The 24,121-nt window shown below is 71.4% G+C and carries 18 protein-coding genes and 1 tRNA gene; 9 read left to right on the plus strand and 10 right to left on the minus strand.

Annotated features, from left to right (window positions below):
* Positions 1–58: 58 nt before the first annotated feature.
* A complete protein-coding gene (locus DDW44_RS03190) occupies positions 59–550 on the plus strand; it encodes a PaaI family thioesterase (protein WP_108905462.1) in 492 nt (163 codons plus the stop codon).
* A gap of 15 nt (positions 551–565) precedes the next feature.
* Here the strand turns inward: DDW44_RS03190 and DDW44_RS03195 are convergent, their stop codons facing one another.
* On the minus strand, positions 566–2,542 hold the full coding sequence (locus DDW44_RS03195; RefSeq protein WP_108905463.1) for a Xaa-Pro dipeptidyl-peptidase: 1,977 nt from the start codon (positions 2,540–2,542) through the stop codon (positions 566–568).
* 791 nt (positions 2,543–3,333) lie between these two features.
* Here DDW44_RS03195 and DDW44_RS03200 point away from each other — a divergent pair.
* From DDW44_RS03200 to DDW44_RS03220, 5 genes are all read left to right on the plus strand, one after another.
* A complete protein-coding gene (locus DDW44_RS03200) occupies positions 3,334–4,566 on the plus strand; it encodes a branched-chain amino acid ABC transporter substrate-binding protein (RefSeq protein ID WP_026281733.1) in 1,233 nt (410 codons plus the stop codon).
* 98 nt (positions 4,567–4,664) lie between these two features.
* Positions 4,665–5,594, plus strand: coding sequence for a branched-chain amino acid ABC transporter permease (locus DDW44_RS03205; RefSeq protein WP_027731610.1), 930 nt, complete (start codon positions 4,665–4,667; stop codon positions 5,592–5,594).
* A gap of 5 nt (positions 5,595–5,599) precedes the next feature.
* Positions 5,600–7,426: a branched-chain amino acid ABC transporter permease gene (locus DDW44_RS03210; RefSeq protein WP_108908713.1), complete on the plus strand. Its 1,827-nt coding sequence runs from the start codon at positions 5,600–5,602 to the stop codon at positions 7,424–7,426.
* A 2-nt stretch (positions 7,427–7,428) separates the two neighbouring features.
* Complete coding sequence (locus DDW44_RS03215) at positions 7,429–8,592, plus strand: ABC transporter ATP-binding protein (RefSeq protein WP_108905464.1); 1,164 nt, start codon at positions 7,429–7,431, stop codon at positions 8,590–8,592.
* A complete protein-coding gene (locus DDW44_RS03220; RefSeq protein WP_027731607.1) occupies positions 8,592–9,308 on the plus strand; it encodes an ABC transporter ATP-binding protein in 717 nt (238 codons plus the stop codon). Before DDW44_RS03215 ends, DDW44_RS03220 begins: the two co-directional genes overlap by 1 nt.
* 117 nt (positions 9,309–9,425) lie before the next feature.
* On the opposite strand, the gene DDW44_RS03225 is transcribed toward DDW44_RS03220, so the two are convergent.
* Positions 9,426–10,091: an ANTAR domain-containing response regulator gene (locus tag DDW44_RS03225; protein ID WP_108905465.1), complete on the minus strand. Its 666-nt coding sequence runs from the start codon at positions 10,089–10,091 to the stop codon at positions 9,426–9,428.
* A gap of 100 nt (positions 10,092–10,191) precedes the next feature.
* On the opposite strand from DDW44_RS03225, the gene DDW44_RS03230 reads away from it, so the two are divergent.
* A tRNA-Leu gene (locus tag DDW44_RS03230) sits at positions 10,192–10,266 on the plus strand.
* A 110-nt stretch (positions 10,267–10,376) separates the two neighbouring features.
* On the plus strand, positions 10,377–11,159 hold the full coding sequence (locus tag DDW44_RS03235; protein WP_108905466.1) for a helix-turn-helix domain-containing protein: 783 nt from the start codon (positions 10,377–10,379) through the stop codon (positions 11,157–11,159).
* A gap of 31 nt (positions 11,160–11,190) precedes the next feature.
* On the opposite strand, the gene DDW44_RS03240 is transcribed toward DDW44_RS03235, so the two are convergent.
* From DDW44_RS03240 to pyk, 3 genes are all read right to left on the minus strand, one after another.
* Entirely contained in the window at positions 11,191–11,940 is a 750-nt protein-coding gene (locus tag DDW44_RS03240) for a hypothetical protein (protein WP_108905467.1), read from the minus strand.
* A gap of 26 nt (positions 11,941–11,966) precedes the next feature.
* Positions 11,967–12,551 carry a hypothetical protein gene (locus tag DDW44_RS03245; protein ID WP_018890299.1) on the minus strand — a complete coding sequence of 195 codons (585 nt, stop codon included), beginning with the start codon at positions 12,549–12,551 and terminating at the stop codon, positions 11,967–11,969.
* 114 nt (positions 12,552–12,665) lie between these two features.
* The gene (gene pyk, locus DDW44_RS03250) at positions 12,666–14,102 is read right to left on the minus strand and encodes a pyruvate kinase (RefSeq protein WP_108905468.1); all 1,437 of its coding nucleotides are present in this window, start codon (positions 14,100–14,102) and stop codon (positions 12,666–12,668) included.
* A 379-nt stretch (positions 14,103–14,481) separates the two neighbouring features.
* Between pyk and DDW44_RS03255 the strand changes: the two genes are divergently transcribed.
* Complete coding sequence (locus tag DDW44_RS03255; RefSeq protein WP_108905469.1) at positions 14,482–16,275, plus strand: bifunctional metallophosphatase/5'-nucleotidase; 1,794 nt, start codon at positions 14,482–14,484, stop codon at positions 16,273–16,275.
* A gap of 166 nt (positions 16,276–16,441) precedes the next feature.
* On the opposite strand, the gene DDW44_RS03260 is transcribed toward DDW44_RS03255, so the two are convergent.
* From DDW44_RS03260 to DDW44_RS03280, 5 genes are all read right to left on the minus strand, one after another.
* Positions 16,442–17,869, minus strand: a complete 1,428-nt coding sequence (locus DDW44_RS03260; protein WP_017947527.1) for a lysine N(6)-hydroxylase/L-ornithine N(5)-oxygenase family protein — start codon at positions 17,867–17,869, stop codon at positions 16,442–16,444.
* Positions 17,866–19,284, minus strand: coding sequence for a pyridoxal phosphate-dependent decarboxylase family protein (locus DDW44_RS03265; protein ID WP_240800398.1), 1,419 nt, complete (start codon positions 19,282–19,284; stop codon positions 17,866–17,868). Before DDW44_RS03265 ends, DDW44_RS03260 begins: the two co-directional genes overlap by 4 nt.
* Before the next feature lie 556 nt (positions 19,285–19,840).
* Complete coding sequence (gene pepN / locus DDW44_RS03270) at positions 19,841–22,339, minus strand: aminopeptidase N (protein ID WP_108905471.1); 2,499 nt, start codon at positions 22,337–22,339, stop codon at positions 19,841–19,843.
* 45 nt (positions 22,340–22,384) lie between these two features.
* Positions 22,385–22,720: a chorismate mutase gene (locus tag DDW44_RS03275; RefSeq protein ID WP_017947524.1), complete on the minus strand. Its 336-nt coding sequence runs from the start codon at positions 22,718–22,720 to the stop codon at positions 22,385–22,387.
* Positions 22,721–23,151: 431 nt separating this feature from the next.
* Positions 23,152–23,922, minus strand: coding sequence for a S1 family peptidase (locus tag DDW44_RS03280; RefSeq protein WP_017947523.1), 771 nt, complete (start codon positions 23,920–23,922; stop codon positions 23,152–23,154).
* Positions 23,923–24,121: the final 199 nt, after the last annotated feature.

Here is a 24,121-nt window from a genome sequence, read left to right on the forward strand (position 1 = left end):
CCGCTCAGGCGGCGGCAGTCACAGGACACCGCAGACGCACGACGATCGGAGCCGGCCCATGGGTGAGCAGACGACGGTGAAGTTCCCGCAGGAGGTCATCGACGAGTACGCCGCGCTCGGCGTCGACCTGCCCGCGCTGTTCTCCGCGGGGACGCTCGGCAACCGGATGGGCGTGCAGATCGTCGAGGCCGCCGCTGAGCGCGTGGTGGGCACGATGCCGGTCGAGGGAAACACCCAGCCCTACGGGCTGCTGCACGGCGGGGCGTCCGCGGTGCTGGCCGAGACCCTCGGGTCGGTCGGCTCCATGCTGCACGGCGGCAGCTCGAAGATCGCCGTCGGTGTGGACCTCAACTGCACGCACCACCGGGGGGTGCGCTCCGGCCAGGTCACGGGCGTGGCCACGCCCGTGCACCGGGGCCGCTCCACCGCCACCTACGAGATCGTGATCACCGACGAGCAGGACAGGCGGGTCTGCACGGCCCGGCTGACCTGCCTGCTGAGGGACGTCCGTCCCCAGGACGCGGACCACGTCCCGGGGACGGACGGCTGACGGGCGGCCGCCGCGCTACCCGGCGACCGGCAGGGTGACGCTGCTGACCCCGGCCCGGACGGCGAGCTCCGTCCCGGCCGGGTGGCGCAGGGTGTGGGCGTGGTCGGTGGAGATCAGCACCACGCCCAGCCGGTGGCCCTTCTTGAAGACGTAGTCCTGGGGCTGCATCGCCCACTCCAGCCGGTACTCGCGGCCCTCGACGACCCTGCTCTGCCGCTCGATCGAGTGCCGGTTGCGGATGTCCAGCCAGCCACGCGAGACGATCTTGAAGTCGGCCGTCTCGGTGCGGTGCCGGGTCCGGTAGGCGCATCCGGTGTCCCCGGGGACGCCCTCGCCGTAGCAGACCTGCCGGCTGGTGTCGGTGACCGTGCCGGCCGTCGCCCGGGTGTCGGTCCCGTAGTCGACCAGCAGCGCGGTCACGTACGGCGACGAACCGTCGAGCGAGGCCCGTACCGACAGCTCCGGCACGCCGTTGACGCGGAGATCGGCCGGCAGCGGGCCGGTGGTGTACGCCAGCCGGTCGGGACGGGGGGTGCCCGGGTCGGCGACGAGCTGCTCGGCGGGGACGGTGCGGCCCCGGTCGGTCGCCGTCTGCCGCACGGGCTTCCCGGGCAGCGGGGCGAGCCCGCCCTCGTTCAGCCACAGCCGGACGTCACGGGTGCCGCGGGCGGGCCAGTCGGACTGCCGGCGCCAGCTGAAGTCCGACTGCTCGACCTCGACGGCCGGTTCGGCGAGGGCGCCGTTGTCCAGCCCGTACAGCCAGTGGTCGAACCACAGGTGCAGCCGGTCGAGCCACTCCTCCATGCGCAGCGGCATCGGGTTGACGTGGCCCGCCTGATGGAGCCACAGCTTCCGGGGGACGTCGTGCTTCTTCAGCGCCTCCCACAGCTGCCCGAAGTGCCCCGTGCGCACGTTCCAGTCGTTGCCGCCGTGGACGAGGAACACGCCCGCCTTGATCCGGCCGGCGTCGCGGAGGTAGTCCCGCTCCTGCCAGAAGGGGGTGAAGTCGCCCGTCACCCGGTCCTGTTCGCGGGTGAGCCGGTCGATGACGGGCCGGCAGACCTCCCGGTCGGCGCGGGTGTGCACGTACTCGGCCAGGATGTCGGCGTCCTCGCCCTGGTAGCCGCCGGGCGCCACGACACCGCCGCCCGCGCGGTAGTAGTCGTACCAGGACGAGATCCCGGAGATCGGCACGATGGCCTTGAGCCCCTCGACGCCCGTCGTGGCGACGGCCGTGGGCAGGGTGCCGTTGTACGAGATGCCCATCATCGCCGTGTCGCCCGTCGACCAGGCCGCGCCCACCGGCCTGCCCTGCGGATCCCAGCCGCGGGCACGGCCGTTGAGCCAGTCGACCGCCGCCTTCGCGCCGAGGGTCTCGTTGCGGCCGCCGGAGGTCGGGCAGCCCGTCGAACCGCCGGTGCCGAGGCTGTCGACCTGGGCGACCGCGTAGCCGCGCGGGAGGAAGTAGTTGTCCGTGTAGCCGGGCCAGGGCGCCGACGCCGCGGTCAGCCCGGAGTTCCCCTGCTCCTGCTCCAGCTCCTGCTCCTCGTACGGCGTCACCAGCCCGGGGACCCGCTCGCCGCCCGCTGGCCGGCGTCCCGCGGGCAGGCCGTCCACGTCCACGTCGACGTCGTGGTACCGGACGTCGTTGCCGCCCGCCCAGTAGGGGCTGGCCTCGACGATGGTGGCGACCTTCAGCCCCGCGTCGGTCTCCTTGGGGCGCAGAATCCTCATCCGCACCGTGTCGCGGCGGCCGTCGCCGTCGCTGTCCACCTCGGTCTCGACGTCGACCTGCTGGTGGACCGCGTCGGCGCGGGAGAAGACGGGCTGGGTGCGGTTGCCCACGATGCTCAGCGCCGGTTCGCCGGCAGCCCGGGCCGCCGGTGCGGGCAGCGCCGCCAGCAGCGACACGGCCAGCAGGGCCGTGCCCCATCCGTACGCCGTCCGGGCACGCGCCGTGTGGGCCTTGCCTGTTCGGGTGGGTCTCGCCATTCGTGCCCTCCAGAGCCGGGGTTGGTGACGATCGGGGGACGGTCACGCGGTAGCGCGGACACATTCCACCCTGTGCACCCCCGCGGCACCAGACTCAACACCGGTTCCGTCGTGCCCCATTGCCCGGGCGGAGCGGTTCACACCGCCGCGTACCGCCGTTCGGGCGACGGCGCCCCGGCCGACCGGGTCCGGGCCGTCCGGCCCGCCCGTCCCACCGGGCAGACGGGCCGCCGGGCGGACGGGCCGCCGCCCGGGGCGCGGCACCGCCGGGTTCCCGCCGGGGCGCCGCGGGGTGCGCCACGGGCCCGGACCCGCGCCGGCCGCCCGGAACGCCGCAGGTGACGACACCCCCGAACCATCCCGCTTACGGCCGGAAAAAGGGGGGTTGTTCGCACGGCGCTCGGCAACGCCGCACGCGACCGGAAAATGAGGTCGCGAAATGCCGGATTCCCATTCCCCGAAGTAACGCTCCGTAATGAGCGCCCAAAACAAGACAGGGTCGCACCCTCCGGGTCACCGCGCGCCGCACCCGGCCCGGCCGGGAACGACTACGCGGAGCAACCACCACCGCCGTCATGACCAAAATGGCGGACAGTCATGCACTCCATGCCGCAAATCCGCTCGGGATAACAAGAGCGTCACAGCATCAGTCAGACCAGTGCTTTGATTCCATTTAGGCCCTTAGAGTCACCGCCAGTCACCGCGCCACCGGATTCCTTGCCAGTAAGGCTCCAGCGCTCGACTCGGCGCTCCATGGAGGAGCAGCCGTGCCAGGTGAAAGGACCAGATTCGTGCGTCAACGTTCGCTCATAGCCATGACCGCTGCTCTTGCCGCGGGGGCACTCACCCTTACCGCCTGTGGCTCGCGCGACGACAAGGGCGGAGACTCGGCGGCCGGTGGCGACACCACCGTGGTCATCGGGGTCGACGCGCCGCTGACCGGCGACCTCTCCGCGCTCGGTCTCGGAATCAAGAACTCCGTGGACCTCGCCGCCAAGCAGGCCAACGAGAAGAAGTACGTCAAGGGCGTCACCTTCAAGATCGAGGCCCTCGACGACCAGGCCCAGCCGTCGTCGGGCCAGCAGAACGCCACCAAGCTCGTCGCGGACAAGGACGTCCTCGGCGTGGTCGGCCCGCTCAACTCCTCCGTCGCGGAGTCGATGCAGAAGGTCTTCGACGACGCCAAGCTCGTCCAGGTCTCCCCGGCCAACACCAACCCGGCGCTGACCCAGGGCCCGAACTGGAACACCGGGGACAAGAACCGCCCCTACAAGGCGTACTTCCGCACCGCCACCACGGACGCCATCCAGGGCCCGTTCGCGGCGCAGTACATCGTCAACAAGGCCAAGAAGACCAAGGCCTTCCTCATCGACGACAAGAAGACCTACGGAGCGGGCCTCGCCGCGACCTTCAAGGCCGAGTTCGAGAAGCTCGGCGGCAAGATCGTCGGCACCGACCACGTCAACCCGGAGGCGAAGGACTTCAGCGCCGTCGCGACCAAGGTCAAGAACTCCGGCGCGGACGTCGTCTACTACGGCGGCGAGTACCCGGCCGGCGGCCCGCTGAGCAAGCAGATCAAGGACGCGGGCGCCAAGGTCGTCGTCGCGGGCGGCGACGCCCTCTACAGCGCCGAGTACATCAAGCTCGCGGGCGCCGGCTCCGCCGGCGACATCGCCACCTCGGTCGGCGCGCCCATCGAGGAGCTCGACTCCGCCAAGGAGTTCCTGGCCAACTACAAGAACGCCAACTACAAGGAGGCGTACGAGGCCTACGGCGGCTACGCCTACGACTCCACCTGGGCGATCATCGAGGCGATCAAGAAGGTCGTCGACGACAACGACGGCAAGCTCCCGGACGACGCCCGCGCCAAGGTCGTCGAGGCCATGCAGAGCGTCTCCTTCGACGGTGTGACCGGCAAGGTCTCGTTCGACGAGTTCGGCGACACCACCAACAAGCAGCTCACCGTCTACACGGTCGAGGGCGGCAAGCACAAGCCCGTCGAGTCCGGAACCTTCACCGGCTGACCCGGCGAATCCCACTCCGCACACCCTGACCGCGCGGGGCGCTGCACCCAGCGCCCCGCGCGGACTCACACCCGTCCACAGTCTCGGAGGACAATGCGGTGAACGAACTGCCGCAGCAGCTGGTCAACGGCCTGCTCCTAGGATCCATGTACGGGCTGGTCGCCATTGGCTACACGATGGTCTACGGCATCGTCCAGCTCATCAACTTCGCCCACGGCGAGATCTTCATGACCGGGGGCTTCGGCGCCCTCACCGTCTGGCTGATCCTGCCCGGCGGCACCACCATGTGGGTGGCCCTGCCACTCATGATCATCGGCGCCGTCCTCGTCGCCACCACCGTCGCCATCGGCGCGGAACGCTTCGCCTACCGGCCCCTGCGCGGCGGCCCACGGCTGGCCCCCCTGATCACCGCGATCGGGCTCTCCCTCGCCCTCCAGCAAGCGGTCTGGGCCTGGTACCCGGAAGCCAAGTCCGCGCGTACCTTCCCCCAGCTGTCCGGCGGCCCCTTCCACATCGGCAACGTCACCATCCAGACCGGCGACGTCTTCCTGCTGATCGCCGCCCCCGTCTGCATGGCCGTCCTGGCCTACTTCGTGAACCGCACCCGCACCGGGCGCGGCATGCAGGCCACCGCCCAGGACCCCGACACCGCCAAGCTCATGGGCGTCAACACGGACCGCATCATCGTGATCGCCTTCGCCCTGGGCGCCGTGTTCGCCGCGGTCGGAGCAGTCGCCTACGGCCTCAAGTACGGCATCGTCGACTACAAGATGGGCTTCCTCCTCGGACTCAAGGCCTTCACCGCCGCCGTCCTCGGCGGTATCGGCAACATCTACGGCGCCATGATCGGCGGCCTCGTCCTCGGCATCGCCGAGACCATGGCCACCGCCTACATCAACCACATCCCCGGCATGCAGCAGCTCGGCGGCCAGTCCTGGGCCGACGTCTGGGCCTTCGTACTCCTCATCCTCGTGCTCCTCTTCCGGCCCCAGGGTCTTCTGGGCGAGCGCGTCGCGGACAGGGCGTGAGCACCATGACCACACAGACCAGCACCACGGCAGCCGCCGGCACCCGGCAGCTGCCCGGGCGCACCGCCCTCATCCCGCTGCCCGAGCGCACGGCACGCGTACTCGCCACCGGCGGCGGCGTCCTGACGGTCCTCAGCGCCTTCCTCGCCTGGACGTGGACGTCCGCCTTCCCCGGGGACCTCACGGTCTACGGCTACCCCGGCGGGCTCCAGTGGCAGGTGCTCGTCACCGGTGCCCTCACCACGCTGTTCGCCCTCGCGTCGTACGGAGTCAAGGGCACCCGCTGGCTCGCGCCGGCCGGTGCCGACGCCGCCCTCAGGCTCTCCGCCCTCGCGGCCTTCGGCACCGCCTGGTACACCATCGCCGCCATCAGCATCCAGCTCGGCGGCCCGATCAACCTCGAACCCGGCGGCGCCGTCGTCGGCGTGGCCACCCTCACCGCGCTGGTGGGCGCGTTCGCCCTGCCCTTCGAGCGGCCCGTCCTGCACCCCGCCGACCCCGAGGACACCGGCTGGGACAAGTTCGCCCACCAACTGGGCAACGGATGGAGCGTGTTCAGGGCCGCCCTCTCCGCCGGGACGCCGGCCCCCCTGCGCCCCCTGCCGTCGTACCTCGAGATCCTGATCATCAGCGGTGTCCTCGCACTCGCACTCGGCGTCTTCACCTACGGCATCGGCACCGAGTACGACGAGCTCTTCATCGGGTTCCTGATCACCGCCGGCTTCGGGTTCGCCGCCCTCACCAAGGCGGGGCTGATCGCACGCGCCACCCAGCTCACCGGCAAGCACCAGAACCTCACCATCGCCGGGGCGTTCATCGCCGCGGCACTCTTCCCCTTCACCCAGAGCGACGACCAGTTCGCCACCATCGGCGTCTACATCCTGATCTTCGCCACCGTCGCCCTCGGGCTGAACATCGTCGTCGGCCTCGCCGGTCTCCTCGACCTCGGCTACGTCGCCTTCCTCGGCGTCGGCGCCTACGCCGCCGCCCTGGTGTCCGGCGCCCCGACATCGCCGTTCGGCGTCCACTTCCCCTTCTGGGCCGCCGTACTCGTCGGGGCGGGTGCCTCCCTCGTCTTCGGCGTCCTCATCGGCGCCCCGACGCTGCGGCTGCGCGGCGACTACCTCGCCATCGTCACCCTCGGCTTCGGCGAGATCTTCCGCATCACCGTGATGAACACCGACGGCACCTCCGGACCCGACATCACCAACGGCTCCAACGGCATCGCGTCCATCCCGAACCTCAACATCCTCGGGTTCGACTTCGGCGCCGAGCACACCATCGCCGGATTCACCATCGGCCGGTTCGCCAACTACTTCTTCCTGATGCTGCTGATCATGGCAGTCGTCGTCCTCGTCTTCCGGCGCAGCGGCGACTCCCGCATCGGCCGTGCCTGGGTCGCCATCCGCGAGGACGAGACCGCGGCGCTCGCCATGGGCATCAACGGCTTCCGCGTCAAGCTGATCGCCTTCGCACTCGGCGCCTCGCTCGCCGGACTCGCCGGCACCGTCCAGGCCCACGTCACCTACACCGTGACGCCCGAGCAGTACCTCTTCGCCTGGCCCGTCCCACCGAACTCGGCGTTCCTGCTGGCCGCGGTCGTCCTCGGCGGCATGGGCACCATGGCCGGCCCGCTCGTGGGCGCCGCCCTGCTCTACCTCATCCCCAACAAGCTCCAGTTCCTCGGCGACTACCAGCTGCTCGCCTTCGGGCTCGCGCTCATCCTGCTGATGCGCTTCCGCCCCGAGGGCCTCATCCCCAACCGCCGCCGTCAGCTCGAGTTCCACGGGAACGAGGAAGCGCCCGCCACCCTCACCAAGGCAGGTGCCTGAACATGACCACCGACACGATCACGAAGGCGACCGCGTCCGCCCCCGCGGGTGAGACGGTCCTCGACGCCCGCGGCGTCACCATGCGCTTCGGCGGCCTCACGGCAGTGCGCTCCGTCGACCTCACGGTCAGAAGCGGTGAGATCGTCGGTCTCATCGGCCCCAACGGAGCCGGCAAGACCACCTTCTTCAACTGCCTCACCGGTCTCTACATCCCCACCGAGGGCGAGGTCCGGTACAAGGGCACGGTCCTGCCGCCGAAGTCCTTCAAGGTCACCGCAGCCGGCATCGCCCGTACCTTCCAGAACATCCGCCTCTTCAGCAACATGACGGTGCTGGAGAACGTCCTGGTCGGCCGGCACACCCGGACCAAGGAGGGACTCTGGTCGGCCCTGCTGCGCGGCCCCGGCTTCCACAAGGCCGAAGCCGCCTCCCGCAAGAGGGCCATGGAACTTCTCGAGTTCGTCGGCCTGGCGGGCAAGGCCGATCACCTCGCCCGCAACCTGCCCTACGGTGAGCAGCGCAAGCTGGAGATCGCCCGGGCACTCGCGAGCGAGCCCGGACTGCTCCTCCTCGACGAGCCCACCGCCGGCATGAACCCGCAGGAGACCCGGGCCACCGAGGAACTGGTCTTCGCCATCCGCGACATGGGCATCGCCGTCCTCGTCATCGAGCACGACATGCGCTTCATCATGAACCTCTGCGACCGGGTCGCCGTACTCGTCCAGGGCGAGAAGCTCGTCGAGGGCGACAGCCAGACCGTGCAGAGCGACGAACGCGTCATCGCCGCCTACCTGGGCGAACCCTTCGAGGGCGCGCCCGGCGCTGAGGAGGCCGAAGAGGTCGCCCGGGCCGAGGCCGCCGCCGAAGCCACCGCTGCGGAGACGGAGGCCGAGACGGGGGCGCAGGCCCGGACGGAGACGGAAGCCACCGGGGCCGGGGCAACTGCGGACGGAACCACGGCCGCAGTGGCGGACTCGGACGCGGACACGGACGCGGACTCGGACTCGGACTCGGACTCGGACTCGGACGGCGGCAGCGGAGCCGACGCACCGGCCGCGCCCCACGCCGACGCGCCGGAAGCGACCGCCGACGCTGACACCGGCACTGGCACCGGCACCGGCACCGGCACCGCCCAGGCCTCCGGTACCCGCAAGGAGAACGACTGATGACCGCACTTCTCGAGGTCGAGGACCTGCGCATCGCCTACGGCAAGATCGAGGCCGTCAAGGGCATCTCGTTCAAGGTCGAAGCGGGCGAGGTCGTCACCCTCATCGGCACCAACGGCGCCGGCAAGACCACCACCCTGCGCACCATCTCCGGGCTCCTCAAGCCCGTCGGCGGACAGATCAAGTTCAACGGCAGGTCGCTGCGCAAGGTCCCCGCCCACCAGATCGTCTCGCTCGGGCTCGCCCACTCCCCCGAGGGCCGGCACATCTTCCCGCGCATGACGATCGAGGACAACCTCCTTCTCGGCGCCTTCCTCCGCAACGACAAGGAAGGCATCGCCAAGGACGTCCAGCGCGCCTACGACCTCTTCCCCATCCTGGGCGAACGCAGGAAGCAGGCGGCCGGCACGCTCTCCGGCGGTGAGCAGCAGATGCTCGCCATGGGCCGGGCCCTGATGTCCCAGCCGAAGCTGCTCATGCTCGACGAGCCCTCCATGGGCCTCTCTCCGATCATGATGCAGAAGATCATGGCGACCATCGCCGAGCTCAAGGCGCAGGGCACCACCATCCTGCTCGTCGAGCAGAACGCCCAGGCCGCGCTCTCCCTGGCCGACCACGGCCATGTCATGGAGATCGGCAAGGTCGTCCTCTCAGGCAGCGGACAGGACCTGCTCCACGACGAGTCCGTCCGCAAGGCCTACCTCGGCGAGGACTGACCCGCATCGGGAGACACCGGAGGCCCGCACACCGCAAACCGCCGGGGTGCGGGCCTCCTCCGTCCACCAGCGCCGGCCTCGGGTGCCCGCCGCACGCCGACGGCGCTGCCGGACGGACTACTCCCGGTCCTGCCCCCTGGCCGCCTTCTTCTCCTCGGCGTCCTCGATGACCGCCTCCGCGACCTGCTGCATCGACAGCCGGCGGTCCATCGACGTCTTCTGGATCCACCGGAACGCGGCCGGCTCGGTCAGCCCGTACTGCGTCTGCAGAACGCTCTTCGCCCGGTCCACCAGCTTCCGCGTCTCCAGCCGCTGGGCGAGATCCGCGACCTCCTTCTCCAGCGCACGCAGCTCCGCGAACCGCGACACCGCCATCTCGATCGCCGGCACCACGTCGCTCTTGCTGAACGGCTTCACCAGGTACGCCATCGCCCCGGCGTCCCGCGCGCGCTCGACGAGATCCCGCTGGGAGAACGCGGTCAGCATCAGGACCGGCGCGATCGACTCCTCCGCGATCTTCTCGGCCGCGGAAATCCCGTCGAGCACCGGCATCTTCACGTCGAGGATCACCAGATCCGGCCGCTGCTCGCGGGCGAGCTCCACGGCCCGCTGCCCGTCCCCGGCCTCGCCGACGACCGTGTACCCCTCTTCCTCCAGCATCTCTTTCAGGTCGAGGCGGATCAGGGCCTCGTCCTCAGCGATGACGACACGGGTCGTCATCGGCGGGACATGCGACGCGTTGCCGTCGTCGGCGACGGGCTGGGGCGGCTCGGGGGCGGTCACGGGAGCTCCTCGGTGCGGGGCTGGTGCTGCTGCCCATGAGCCTACCTAGCTGCGGTATGGTGGACGCGCAGAGGGTCAGGGGATACCTTCGATTCTGCTAGCCCCGGTAGCCCAACTGGCAGCAGGCAATGGATTCAAAACCCATACAGTGTCGGTTCGAATCCGACCCGGGGCACTTTTCCTTCACTTCCAAGGTCACCATCTGATCTCGCAGAAATCACCCGACCTTGTGAAAGGCGCCCCGAGAGCCGGCACGACCCGCCTCGGTGAGCCAATCTCGTGCACATGTACGACATCGGGGTGCGCAAGCACGCGCTGGCACTGGTCGCGGCCGGTCGCAGCCTGAACTCCGTCAGCAAGGAGACGGGGATATCACGTGCCGCGATCCGTGCCTGGCAGGTGCGGATCGAGCCACTCCCCCGTCTGCTCCGCCGGGCGGCGCCCTGCCCGCGCTGCCGGGCGGAGCCCACGGCACCCCGGGATACCCCCGCCTACTCCTACCTTCTCGGGCTGTACCTCGGCGACGGATGCATCAGTGCCCACCCTCGCGGCGGCCACCACCTGCGGATCGCCTGCGCCGACGCCTGGCCGGGACTGATCGAAGCCTGCCGCACGGCCATCACGTCGGTGCGGCCGGAGGACAAGGCGTACCTGCTGCAGAAGCAGGGTTGCGTCATGGTCACGAGCTACGGACGGCACTGGACATGCCTCTTCCCGCAGCACGGTCCCGGCAGGAAGCACAAACGCCCGATCTCTCTCGACGACTGGCAGCAGCGCATCGTCGACGATCATCCATGGGAACTCGTGCGAGGGCTCGTCCACTCCGACGGCTGTCGTGTCACCAACTGGACCACCCGCGTCGTCGGGGGAGAACGCAAACGCTACGAATACCCGCGCTACTTCTTCACCAACACGTCCACCGACATCGTGAAGATCTACACCGACACCCTCGACGGGCTCGGAGTGGAATGGCGGACGCTCCGTCAGAGCCGAGCTGCCGTCACGGTCTCCGTCGCCCGGCGGGAGTCCGTCGCGCTCATGGACGCGCACATCGGGCCCAAGTACTAGCGGGCGGGCCCGATGCGCGCCGTCTGCGGTGTCAGGCGTCGAGGAGCTGGTTGAAGAAGACGCGGTAGCGCTGCAGGGCGACGCGGAGCCCCTCCGTCTCCGTGTCCTCGCCCCGGCTCCACTGGGACTCGAGGTCCTGCTTGTGGTCGGCGAAGGTCGCCGCGAGGGACTGGATGACATCGGCGACAAGGGAGTCGGCGGCCCGGACGGAGTCCCGGGGGTCGTCGACGAAGTTCGCCTGGATCTGCTGCCAGCGGTCGCGGTAGCTCTCGGCGTCCTCGCCGGCGATCAGGGGCGTGCCGCGGTCGGGCGCCGGCCGCCCGTCCGCCGTTCCGGGGCCCGCGGGCTCGGGGTCTGCCGGCCCGGGTCCCGTCCCGGGGGCCCGGTCCTCCCCGGCCGCGCCGTCCGGTGCGGCCCGGCGGTCCGCGGCTGCACGGTCCGCGGCGTCCCGCTCGACGCCGTGACGTTCCGCCGCTTCGGGGTCCGTATCGTCGCGGTCCATGTCGTGACGGTCCGGCATGGATTCACGGTCCGCCGCCTCTTCGGTGCCGGGCGCTTCAGCGCCGGACGGCTCCGCGGGGCGGTCGCGTCCCGCCGCGGGGGCCTCGCCGCCGTCCCCGGGGAGTGCCGTCGCCTCGCCGGGGAACGTGGGCGGGTGGCGGTCGCCGGTGCCGGCCTCGGTGCCGGATCCCCGGGGGGAACCACCGGTCCTGGGATGTGCCAGGTCGTCGGTCGTGAGGCCGCTCCGGCTCGTGTCGTCGATGTGCTCGGGGTCTCGCATGGGATGTCACCTCGTACGTCGCGGTGTCAGGCGGCGTCGTGGCGTCGCCGGGTGTCGGCGGCCGGCCCCGGGGTCGCGGGGGGCGCGCCGAGCAGTTCCTGGAAGAGGGCGCGGTAGTGCACCATGGCTCCGCGCAGTTCCTCGGTGGTCGCCCGGCCTTCCCTGTTGCGCAGGCCGATGTCGTGGGCGGACCGGTAGTGCTCCAGGGTGTCCCCGTGTTCGACGGAGAGGTCCCTGACCTGCTGTTCGTAGCCTTCCGTGGGGTAGCCGCGGTCGCTCATGAGCCGGGTGACGAGCCGGTCGGCGTCGTCGACGCACCGGGAGGGCTCGTCGACGAAGCGTTCCTGCACCGCGGTCCATTCCGCGGCGTAGCGGTCCCGGGCCTCCGCGGGCAGTTCCCGGATGTCGAGGTCGGCGTGCCGCTCTTCCCTGGAGCGGAGTTCGCGCTCGGCGGCGCGCCTGCTGTCACCGGATTCGACGGTGCGGTCGTACTCGGGGCCGAAGCGCTCCCGGAGGCGGCGCCGGCGGCCGGCCAGCCGTACCGCCACCGCGACGAGGAGCAGGACGACCACGATCGGGACGATGATGGCGATGAGTGTTCCTGTGGACATCCGGACCTCCGCATGCGTCCGTCGTCGGCGGGCCCCGCTGTCGGGGCCTCTTGTGGGCCGACTGCCCAGGGCGGGTCGGCACAAACACACCGGATGGTCGCGGAGCGGCCGCCGTCAGGGGCGCTGGATGTCGTCCTCGCCGATGTGGTGGACGCGTACGAGGTTGGTGGAGCCGGCGACTCCGGGCGGGGATCCGGCGGTGATGACGACGGTGTCGCCGCGCTTGCAGCGGCCGATGCGCAGGAGTTCCTCGTCGACTTGGGCGACCATCGCGTCGGTGGAGTCGACGCGGGGGCCGAGGAAGGTTTCGACGCCCCAGGTGAGGCTGAGCCGGGAGCGGGTGGCGGGGTCGGGGGTGAAGGCGAGGAGCGGGATGGGTGAGCGGTAGCGGGAGAGGCGTCGTACGGTGTCGCCGGACTGGGTGAAGGCGACGAGGAACCCGGCGCCGAGGAAGTCGCCGATCTCGGCGGCGGCCCGGGCGACGGAACCACCCTGGGTGCGGGGTTTGCCGCTTTCGGTCAGCGGGGGGAGTCCCTTGGCGAGGAGCTCCTGCTCGGCGGCCTCGACGATGCGGCTCATCGTGCGGACGGTCTCGACGGGGTACTTGCCGACGCTGGTCTCGCCGGAGAGCATCACCGCGTCGGTGCCGTCGATGACGGCGTTGGCGACGTCGGAGGCCTCGGCGCGGGTGGGCCGGGAGTTGTCGATCATCGAGTCGAGCATCTGGGTGGCGACGATGACGGGCTTGGCGTTGCGCCGGGCGAGTGTGATGGCCCGCTTCTGGACGAGGGGGACCCGTTCCAGGGGCATCTCGACGCCGAGGTCGCCGCGGGCGACCATGATGCCGTCGAAGGCGGCGACGATGCCGTCGATGTCGTCGACGGCCTGGGGCTTCTCGATCTTCGCGATGACGGGGAGGCGGCGGCCTTCCTCGTCCATGACGCGGTGGACGTCCTCGATGTCGCGGCCGCTGCGGACGAACGAGAGGGCGATGACGTCGGCGCCGGTTCTGATGGCCCAGCGGAGGTCTTCGACGTCCTTCTCGGAGAGGGCGGGGACGGAGACGGCGACTCCGGGGAGGTTGAGGCCCTTGTGGTCGGAGATGACGCCGCCTTCGACGACGGTGGTGTGGACGCGGGGGCCGTCGACCGCGGTGACTTCCAGCGAGACACGGCCGTCGTCGACGAGGATGCGCTCTCCGGGGGTGACGTCTTCGGCGAGGCCGGCGTGGGTGGTGCCGCAGATGTCGCGGTCGCCTTCGACGGGTTCGACGGTGATGGTGAACTGCTCACCGCGTTCAAGGAGTACGGGGCCTTCGCGGAACCGGCCGAGGCGGATCTTCGGGCCTTGAAGGTCGGCGAGGACGCCGACGCTGCGGCCGGTCTCGTCCGATGCCTTGCGGACGTGCCGGTAGCGCTCCTCGTGATCGGCGCAGGTGCCGTGGCTGAGGTTCAGGCGGGCGACGTCCATTCCGGCTTCCACGAGTGCCTTGATCTGCTCGTACGAGTCGGTGGAGGGCCCAAGTGTGCAGACGATCTTTGCTCGGCGCATGGTCCGAGCCTATGTCTTACCCATCGGTAGAGAATTGGTTGGGCATGACTACTCAACAACCATTCGATGAAGCCTTTTTGACAAGTATTGAATTGTGCAGGAGGGCGCTCTTCTGAGCAGTCGGGTGCACCCCGGCCGTCCCGCGGTCCGCTGCCGTCGCACCGCTCACCGGTCGCCTCCGGCACCTTCACTGGCCGCCTGCGGCACCCCCACCGGTCGTCTCCGGCACCGTTCATCGGCCGGTCCCGGTGCTGCCTGCCGGCCGGTCCCCGGCGCCGCTCACCGGCCGGTCCCCGGCACTTTCGCGCGGGGCCGTCCTGCGTCAGACTCTACGCGCGTTGTTCCACGCGCGTAGCGCCATCTGGACAAGGGAGATCACATGCCGGTCAATCGCAGGACGTTCCTGGGCCGTTCGGCCGCCGCGGGGGCCGGGGCGGCGATCGCGGGCGGCCTTGCCGCCCCCGCGGTGGCCCATGGCCGCCCGGAGCGGCACAAGCGGTACTCGTTCACCGTGATGGGCACCACCGACCTGCACGGGAACGTCTTCAACTGGGACTACTTCACCGACCGGGAATTCGACGACAAGGCCCACAACGACGTCGGGCTGGCCAAGATCTCCACCCTGGTGAACCAGGTGCGCGAGGAGAAGGGGCGCCGCAACACCCTGCTGATCGACGCCGGCGACACGATCCAGGGCACACAACTGTCGTACTACTACGCCAAAGTCGACCCGATCACCGCGCACCGCGGTCCCGTGCATCCCATGGCGCAGGCGATGAACGCCATCGGCTACGACGCGGCCGCGCTCGGCAACCACGAGTTCAACTACGGCATCCCGGTGCTGCGCAGGTTCCAGGAGCAGTGCGACTTCCCGCTGCTGGGCGCCAACGCCCTGGACGCGAGGACACTGCGGCCGGCGTTCCCCCCGTACAGCATGCACCGGCTGCGCACCCCGTACGGCCGCGACGTGCGGGTGGCGGTGCTGGGGCTGACGAACCCGGGTATCGCGATCTGGGACAAGGCCAACGTCGCCGGGAAGATGGTCTTCCCGGGGCTGGAGGAGCAGGCGGCGAAGTGGGTGCCGAAGCTCCGCTCGATGGGCGCGGACGTGGTGATCGTCTCGGCGCACTCCGGTTCGAGCGGCACCTCCTCGTACGGCGACCAGCTGCCGTACATCGAGAACGCGGCCGCGCTGGTGGCCGAGCAGGTGCCGGGGATCGACGCGATCCTGGTGGGGCACGCGCACACCGAGATCGCCGAGTACACGGTCACCAACCGGCGGACGGGCGCTCCGGTCGTGCTGTCCGAGCCCCTGAAGTGGGGCCAGCGGCTCACCCTGTTCGACTTCGACCTGGTGTGGGAGCGGGGCCGGTGGACGGTGGCGAAGGTGGGGGCGAAGGTCCTCAACTCCAACACGGTCGCGGAGGACCCGAGGATCACCGGGCTGCTGGGTGACGAGCACGAGAAGGTCGTCGCGTACGTCAACCAGGTGATCGGGACGTCCACGGCCGCGATGACCACGGCCCGGGCGCCGTGGCAGGACGAGCCGATCATCGATCTGATCAACCAGGTGCAGGTGGAGACGGTGCTGGCGGCGCTGGCGGGCGGGCCGTGGGCGGCGCTGCCGGTGCTGTCGCAGGCGTCGTGCTTCTCGCGCACGGCGGCGATCCCCGCCGGGGAGGTGACGATCCGGGACGCGGCCGGGCTCTATCCGTTCGAGAACACGCTGGAGGCGCGGCTGATGACCGGCGCCCAGCTCAAGGACTATCTGGAGTACTCGGCGCGGTACTACGTGCGGACGCCGGCCGGGGCGCCGGTGGACACGGCGAAGCTGACCAACGCCGACGGGATACCGGACTACAACTACGACGCGGTGTCGGGCCTGACGTACGACATCGACATCGCGCAGCCGGCCGGGTCGCGGATCGTGGACTTGTCCTTCGAGGGCGCGCCGATCGACCCGGCGGCGCGTTTCGTGCTGGCGGTGAACAACTACCGGGCCGCCGGCGGCGGCGCGTTCCCGCATGTCGCGAGGGCCGAGCAGCTGTGGTCGAACTCGGACGAGATCCGCAACACGATCATCCAGTGGGTGCGGGCGAAGGGCACCGTGGACCCGGCGGCGTTCGCGTCGGTGGGCTGGAGGCTGACCCGGGACGGTGATCCGGTCTTCTAGGGCGTGGTCCGGTCTCCTCGGGCGTGGTCCGCTCTCCCAGGGCGTCGTCCGCTCCTCCAGGGCGTGGTCCGGCAGGGGTGCCCGTACGCCCGCGGGGCGGGGCCGGGCGGGGCTGTCGGGACCCGCGCCGGGGCCGGCGGCCGGGGAGGCCTGCCGGGAGTGGTGGCTAGCGCCGTTCCTCGAGCGGGGTGAGCCGGGGCGCCTGGCCGGGAATGCCGGGCGCCTCGCGCCGTTCGAGTCCGAAGCTGGTGAAGGCGGTGCGGCGGGGCAGCGGGTAGGGCTCCTTGCCGGTGAGGGAGTTGAGGATGGTCGCGCTGCGCCAGGCGGCCAGTCCGAGGTCGGGTGCGCCCACTCCGTGGGTGTGCCGTTCCGCGTTCTGCACGTACACGGATCCGGTGACCGCGGGGTCCAGGCCGAGCCGGAAGTGCTCGTCGATGCGGGGCCGGCCGGAGGCGTCGCGCCGCATGTAGGGGTCGAGGCCGACGAGGAGCCGGTCGAGGGGGCGTTCGCGGTAGCCGGTGGCGAGGACGACGGCGTCGGTGATGAGCCGGGAGCGGGCGCCCTGCTGGAGGTGCTCCAGGTGCAGTTCGACCTTGGTGGTGGCGACCCGGCCGGCGGTGCGGACCCGTACGCCGGGGGTGAGGACCGCGTCGGGCCAGCCGCCGTGCAGGGTGCGCCGGTACAGCTCGTCGTGGATCGCGGCGATGGTGCCGGTGTCGATGCCCTTGTGGAGTTGCCACTGCCGGGGGACGAGGTCGTCCCGCACGGTCTCCGGCAGGGCGTGGAAGTAGCGGACGTAGTCGGGGGTGAAGTGCTCCAGGCCGAGCTTGGAGTACTCCATGGGTGCGAACGCGCCGGTGCGGGTCAGCCAGTGGACCCGTTCGGCTCCGGCGGGCCGGGCGCGCAGTACGTCGAGGAAGACCTCGGCGCCGGACTGGCCGGAACCGATGACGGTGATGTGCCCGGCGGCGAGGAGCCGTTCGCGGTGGTCGAGGTAGTCGGCGGAGTGGATCACGGGGACGCCCGGGGCGTCGGCGAGGGGGCGCAGCGGTTCCGGCACATGGGGCTCGGTGCCGATGCCCACGGCGATGTGCCGGGCGTGGGCGCGGCCCAGTGACTCCGCTCCCCCGTGCGGGTCGAGCCGGGTGAAGTCGACCTCGAACAGTGCGCGTTCCGGGTTCCAGCGGACGGCGTCGACCTGGTGCCCGAAGTGGAGTCCGGGCAGGCGGTCGCTGACCCAGCGGCAGTAGGCGTCGTACTCGGCGCGCTCGATGTGGAACCGCTCGGCGAAGTAGAAGGGGAAGAGCCGGTCGTGGTCCTTGAGGTAGCCGAGGAACGACCAGGGGCTGGCGGGGTCGGCGAGGGTGACGAGGTCGGCGAGGAACGGGACCTGCAGGGTGGTGCCGTCGATGAGCAGTCCGGCGTGCCAGTGGAACGCGGGGCGCTGGTCGTAGAAGGCGGTGGTGAGGCCGTCCGCGGCGCTGCCGGTCCGCAGTCCGTGGGCGAGGGCGGCCAGCGAGAGGTTGAAGGGCCCGATGCCGATGCCGACGAGGTCGTGGGGCTGGTGGGGCAGGGGGGCGGGGGTGCCGGTCATCGGGTGGTGCTGCCTTCCACGAGTGCGATGAGGGTGTCGAGGTCGTGCGCGGTGATGTGGGGGTTGAGCAGGGTGGCCTTGAGCCAGAGCCTGCCGTCCGCGTGGGCGCGGCCGAGGACGGCGCGGCCGTCGTGCAGGAGCCGGCGGCGGAGGCCGGCGACGGCGGAGTCGCTCGCGCCGCGGGGCCGGAAGAGGACCGTGGACAGCACGGGTCTGCGGTGGAGTTCCAGGCCGGGGTGCTTCTCGATGAGGTCGGCGCAGTCGCGGGCGGCGGTGAGGGTGCGGTCGACGAGGTCCGCCAGGCCGTCGCGCCCGAGGGCCCGGAGGGTCACGGCGATCTTGAGGATGTCGGGTCGGCGGGTGGTCCGCAGCGAGCGGCCGAGGAGGTCGGGCAGCCCGGCCTCGGTGTCGTCGTCGGGGTTGAGGTAGTCCGCGGTGTGGGCGAGCGGCGTGAGCCGGGCGCTGTCGGGGACGGCGAGGATGCCGGCGGCGACCGGTTGCCAGCCCAGTTTGTGCAGGTCGAAGGTGACGGAGTGGGCGCGGTCCAGCCCCCGCAGCAGGTTCCGGTGGCGGGGGCTGAACAGCAGCGGCCCGCCGTAGGCGGCGTCGATGTGCAGTTCCGCGCCGTGGCGTTCGCAGAGGTCCGCGATGCCGTCGAGCGGGTCGACGAGGCCGGCGTCGGTGGTGCCGGCGGTGGCCGTGACGAGCACGGGGCCGTCGGGCAGGGCGGTGAGGGCGTCGCCGAGGGCGGCGAGGTCGGTGGTGCCGTCGGGGGCGGGGACGGTGACGGGTTCGGGCAGCCCGAGGAGCCAGGCGGAGCGGTACACCGAGTGGTGGGTGCCGGCACCGCAGACGATCCGGACCGGTCCGTGGTGCTCGCGGGCGAGGAGGACGGCGAGCTGGTTGGCCTCGGTGCCTCCGGTGGTGACGAGGGCGTCGGGGCGTGCGGCTCGTGGATACACCTCGGCGGCCAGGGCACGGCTCACCTCGGCCTCCAGCGCGGAGGCGGCGGGCGCCTGGTCCCAGGAGTCCAGGGACGGGTTGAGCGCGGACGCGGCCAGGTCGGCGGCGACGGCGAGCGCGAGGGGCGGGGTGTGGAGGTGTGCCACGCAGTGGGGGTCGGCGGGGTCGGCCGCGCCGTACGCGACGGCCTCGACGAGGCTGCGGAGCGCTTCCGCGGCGCCACGGCCGTGGTCGGGGATCACGGGGGTGACGGTCTCCGCCACGGAGCGGCCGAGGTGCCGGGGACCGCCGGGCGGCAGCGGCCCGCCCCGCGCGACGGCCCCCGTGCGGAGCGCGGTCAGGACCACGTCGAGGAGGGGCCGCAGCGCGTCGGGCCCTTCGCTCCCTCCGGCGAGCGGGGGGAGGCCCCCATCGGGGCTGCGGCTCGACGTCGGGCGCGGCGGCGTGGTCATGCGGGGTCCTCCGGGGACGTCGGCGTCGGCCCTGCGGGCGCGGAGGGGCCTCCCGCCAGGGTGTACGGGGTCGGGGTGGACGACCCGCAGAGCTCAACGATCCGGACCCGAAAGTGGTACGCGTTCCCTGCCCTGGGGGAGGCCTGGCGCCGGACGGGCTCGAGCCGGACGGGCACACGTCACATGGGCACAGGGCATCAGGGCATCAGGGCATCAGGGCATCAGGGCATCAGGGCATTGGGGCACAGGGCACGTGGGCCCAGGCCACACGGGTACAGGCCACACGGGTACAGGCCACGTGGGCCCAGGCCACATGGCCGCCGGCCACAGGGGCAAGAGCGGGATGGGCACGAGGCGCATGGGTACAGGCAACGGGGCCGAGAGCGCCTGGACTGAAGGCACGTGTGCCCAGGGCACATGGGCCCAGGGCACCTGGACCCAGGCCACACGGGTACAGGCCACGTGGGCCCAGGCCACACGGACCCAGGCCACGTGAACGCCGGCCACCGGGAGCCCCCGCGCCGCCGCCAGCGGGGGCGGCGCCCGGGCCGGCTCCCTATGCGCCGCGTACCCGCAGTGCCCGGCGCAGGTCGTCGAGCTGGTCCACCAGCTTCCGCCGCATGAGGGGGATCATCGCCGTGTCGCGCAGGCACTCCTCACCGAGGCGGAGCGTCTCCGCGTCCACGGCGTGCAGCGGGAAGGCGTGGCGTCCGGCCGCCTCCGCGATCGCGGGTCCGCGCCGGTCCGCGAGGGCGACGGCCGCGGGGTAGAACCGCGGCACGTACGCGCGGACGAGTTCGGCCTGTTCGGGCTGCCAGAAGCCCTGCGCGGTGGCGGCGAAGAGGTAGTTGGACAGGTCGTCGGTCTCGAAGAGCCGGGACCACGCCGCCGCCTTGGCCTCCGGGATGGGCAGCGCGGCTCGGCAGCGGGCCGCGCCCTCCTGCCCGGTGGCGCTGGGGTCGCGGTCGAGTTCCGCCGCGATCTCGGCGTCCCCGGTCGCGCCGAGGACGGCGAGCCGGCCGAGGACCCGCCAGCGCAGCTCGGCGTCGAGGGTGGGTCCGCCGGGCACGCTGCCGTCGGCGAGCCAGTCGTGGAGCCCGTTGGGGTGCGCGGCGGCGTCGATGAAGTGGCGTACGGCGGTGAGGCGCAGGCCGGGGTGGCTGCCGTCCTCGGTGCGGCGGATGAGGTCGCGGGTGAGGTCGGTGAGCAGGGCGAGCGCGGCGGGGCGGTCCCCGGGGGCGAGGTAGCGGTCGGCGATCTGGGTGCGGGCGAACGCGAGGACGCCCTGGACGATGGCGAGGTCGTGCTCGTGCGGGAGGTGGGCGCGGGCGGTCTCCAGGTAGGCGGCGGGTTCGAGCAGGCCGTCGCGGACCGTGTCGCGGAGGCTGTTCCAGACGACGGCGCGGGTGAGCGGGTCGGGGATGCCGGAGAGGCCGCGCAGCGCCGGTTCCGCGGAGTGGGCGTCGAGCCGGATCTTGGCGTAGCCGAGGTCGCCGTCGTTGAGGACGACGAGGTCGGGGCGGCGGCCGGTGCGGACGGTGCCGCCCGGGTCCTGGGGGACGTCGGTCTCGAAGCGTTCGCGCAGGACGAGCGCGCGGCCGTCGACGGGGTCGCGGTCGTAGGTGCCGACCGCTATGCGGTGCGGGCGGCTGCCGTCCCGGTCGATGTCGAGGCGCCAGGTGCCGGCTTCCGCGGTGATCCGCGGGGTGAGGGTGTCGACGCCGGTGGTGCGCAGCCAGGCGGCGGCCCAGGTGTGCACGTCGCGGTCGGTGGCCTCGGCGAGGGAGTCGATGAAGTCGGCGAGGGTGGCGTTGCCGAAGCGGTGGCGGGCGAAGTGGATGTTGATGCCGGCGAGGAAGTCCTTCTCGCCGAGCCAGGCGACGAGCTGGCGGAGCGCGGACGCGCCCTTGGCGTAGGAGATTCCGTCGAAGTTGAGCAGCGCGGAGGCGGTGTCGGGGACCTTGTCCGAGTCGGGGGCGACGGGGTGGGTGGAGGGGCGCTGGTCGGCGTCGTAGCCCCAGGACTTGCGGCCGATGGCGAAGTCGGTCCAGGTGTCGGTGAAGCGGGTGGCCTCGGTGAGGGTCTGGTAGCCCATGTACTCGGCGAAGGACTCGTTCAGCCAGATGTCGTCCCACCAGCGGAGGGTCACCAGGTCGCCGAACCACATGTGGGCCATCTCGTGGGCGATGACCATGGCGCGGGTCTGGCGTTCGGTGTCGGTGACGGCGGAGCGGTAGACGAACTCGTCGCGGAAGGTGACGAGGCCGGGGTTCTCCATGGCGCCGGCGTTGAACTCGGGTACGAAGGCCTGGTCGTAGGAGTCGAAGGGGTAGGGCTCCTCGAACTTCTCGTGGTAGCGGTCGTAGCACTGCCGGGTGATGTCGAGGATTTCGTCGGCGTCCTCGTCGAGGTGGGGGGCGAGGGAGCGGCGGCAGTGGATGCCGAAGGGCAGGCCGCGGTGTTCGGTGCGTACGGAGTGCCAGGGTCCGGCGGCGACGGCGACGAGGTAGGTGGGGATGCGGGGGGTGGGGGCGGCGGTCCAGCGGCCGTCGCCGTGGTGGGTGGTGACGCCGTTGGCGAGGACGGTCCAGCCCTCGGGCGCGGTCACCGACAGCGCGAAGACCGCCTTGAGGTCGGGCTGGTCGAAGGCGGCGAAGACGCGTTGCACGTCGTCCAGGAAGAGCTGGGTGTAGACGTAGGTCTCGCCGTCCGCGGGGTCGGTGAAGCGGTGCATGCCCTCGCCGGTGCGGGAGTAGTGCATGGTGGCGTCGATGCGCAGCTCGTGCTCGCCCTCGGTGAGTCCGGTGAGCGGCAGCCGGTTGCCGTCGAGCCGCTCGGGGTCGAGGTGCCGTCCGTCGAGGGTGGCGGAGCGCAGGGTGGCGGGCTTGAGCTCGACGAAGGTGTCGCCGTCGGCGCGGGCCGTGAACCCGATCACGGTGCGCGACGCGAAGGTCTCGCCGGTGGTGAGGTCGAGTTCGACCGAGTAGTGGCGGACGTCCAGCAGCCGGGCTCGGGTCTGCGCTTCGTCGTGCGTGAGTACGGGCATGGGGGCCATGCTGCCCGATGGCCCCGGTCCCGTACACGGGGGTATCCGGATTGATCAGCCTTTGCCGGTGGTGCCGGGTGCGTCGGCGATCCGCTCGTGGTGGCGGATGACCTCGGCGATGACGAAGTTCAGCAGTTTCTCGGCGAAGCCGGGGTCGAGTTTGGCGCTTTCGGCGAGCTGCCTCAGCCGGGCGATCTGGCGGGCCTCGCGGGCCGGGTCGGCGGGCGGGAGGTGGTGTTCGGCCTTGAGGTGGCCGACCTGCTGGGTGCACTTGAAGCGCTCGGCGAGCATGTGGACGACGGCCGCGTCGATGTTGTCGATGCTTTCGCGCAGCCTGGTGAGCTCGGCCAGGACGGAGTCGTCGGTGCCGCTCGTCTCGCTGGTGGTCATGGGGTGGGAGCTTACGTCGGCCGGTGGGGTGGCGGTCGGGGCGCTCGGGATCCGGGATGCGGTGGCTCCGGGCGCCGGGGCGGTGCGGCCGCGCGGGGCGCGCCCCGCGGAGTGGCGCTCCGTCCCCGAGGGCAGGGTGGCGCCCGTCCCGCGGAGTGGCGCGCGCCCCGCGGGGTGGCGCCCCTCCTGCGGAGTTCGCCCGTCCCGCGGAGTTCGCCCGTCATGCGGGGTGGCGCCCGTCCCGCGAAGTTCGCCCCTCCTGCGAGGTGCGCGCGCGCCGCGGGGTGGCGCGGGAGCCGGTGTGCTCCGGCGCCCGCGGAAGGGTACGGGCGCCGGAGCGCGACGGGGAGGATGTGCGCCTGCGGTGGCCTCCCCGCCGCGTTCACGGCTTGCGTGCGCTGCCGGTGCGCCGCGAGGGGCGCCCGGCGGGGTTACAGCGTCGCCGCGGCGGACTTGATCGCGGAGGCGAAGGTGGACACCTCGGTGTAGACGCCGGGGTAGTTGGGCCGGGCGCAGCCCTGGCCCCAGCTGACGATGCCGACCTGGATCCAGGCGCCGGCGTTGTCGCGGCGGAACATGGGGCCGCCGGAGTCACCCTGGCAGGTGTCGACGCCGCCCTGGGGGAAGCCCGCGCAGATCTCCTCGTTGGCGATCAGGCTCGGGTAGGACTGCTTGCAGGAGGCGTCGGAGACGAACGGGACCTGTGCCTTGAGCAGGTAGCGCTGCTGGGAGCCGCCTTCGCGGGCCGCGCCCCAGCCCGCGACGGTGAAGGTGCCGTTGTTGTACGCGGTGGTCTCGGCGATGTTCAGGGTCGGCAGGTTGATGGGCTGGGCGAGCTTGATCAGTGCCCAGTCCTTGCCGTTGCCGTTGTAGCCGGGTGCCCGGAGGACCTTGGTGGACCTGACCTTGATGGCGCTGGAACTCTGGAGGTCCACGACACCGGCGGTGGCGGTGATGCTGGTGTTGTTGCCGGAGGCGCCGACGCAGTGGGCGGCGGTGAGGACGATCTGCTGGGTGAGCAGGGAGCCGCCGCAGCCCATGGAGAGCCGGACCATGAAGGGGAACTCGCCCTGGGCGGCGCGGGTTCCGCCGACGACGGGCGGGGCGGCGGCGGACGCGGAGGCGGGCTGGAGGCTGACGGCCGCGAGGACGACGGCACAGGCTGCCGCGCATCTCTTGAGGGCACGCACGAACGTGTTCAAGGTCTGCCTTCTTTCGTGGGGGGTTGGCGCGTGTGCGCGAAACGGGCCCGCGCCATGGGTAGTGACATGAGCCCGTCAAAGCGTGGTCGGATTATGGGGAGCGCCCCATCAGCCCCACAAGGAGCACTTTTCGGCCAGATGCGGCCCCTCGACGGCGCCGTGGACAACCGTCGGGGCACGTCCGCGCGCCGTAGAGTCG

This window comes from Streptomyces tirandamycinicus, assembly GCF_003097515.1.
Taxonomy (GTDB): domain Bacteria; phylum Actinomycetota; class Actinomycetes; order Streptomycetales; family Streptomycetaceae; genus Streptomyces; species Streptomyces tirandamycinicus.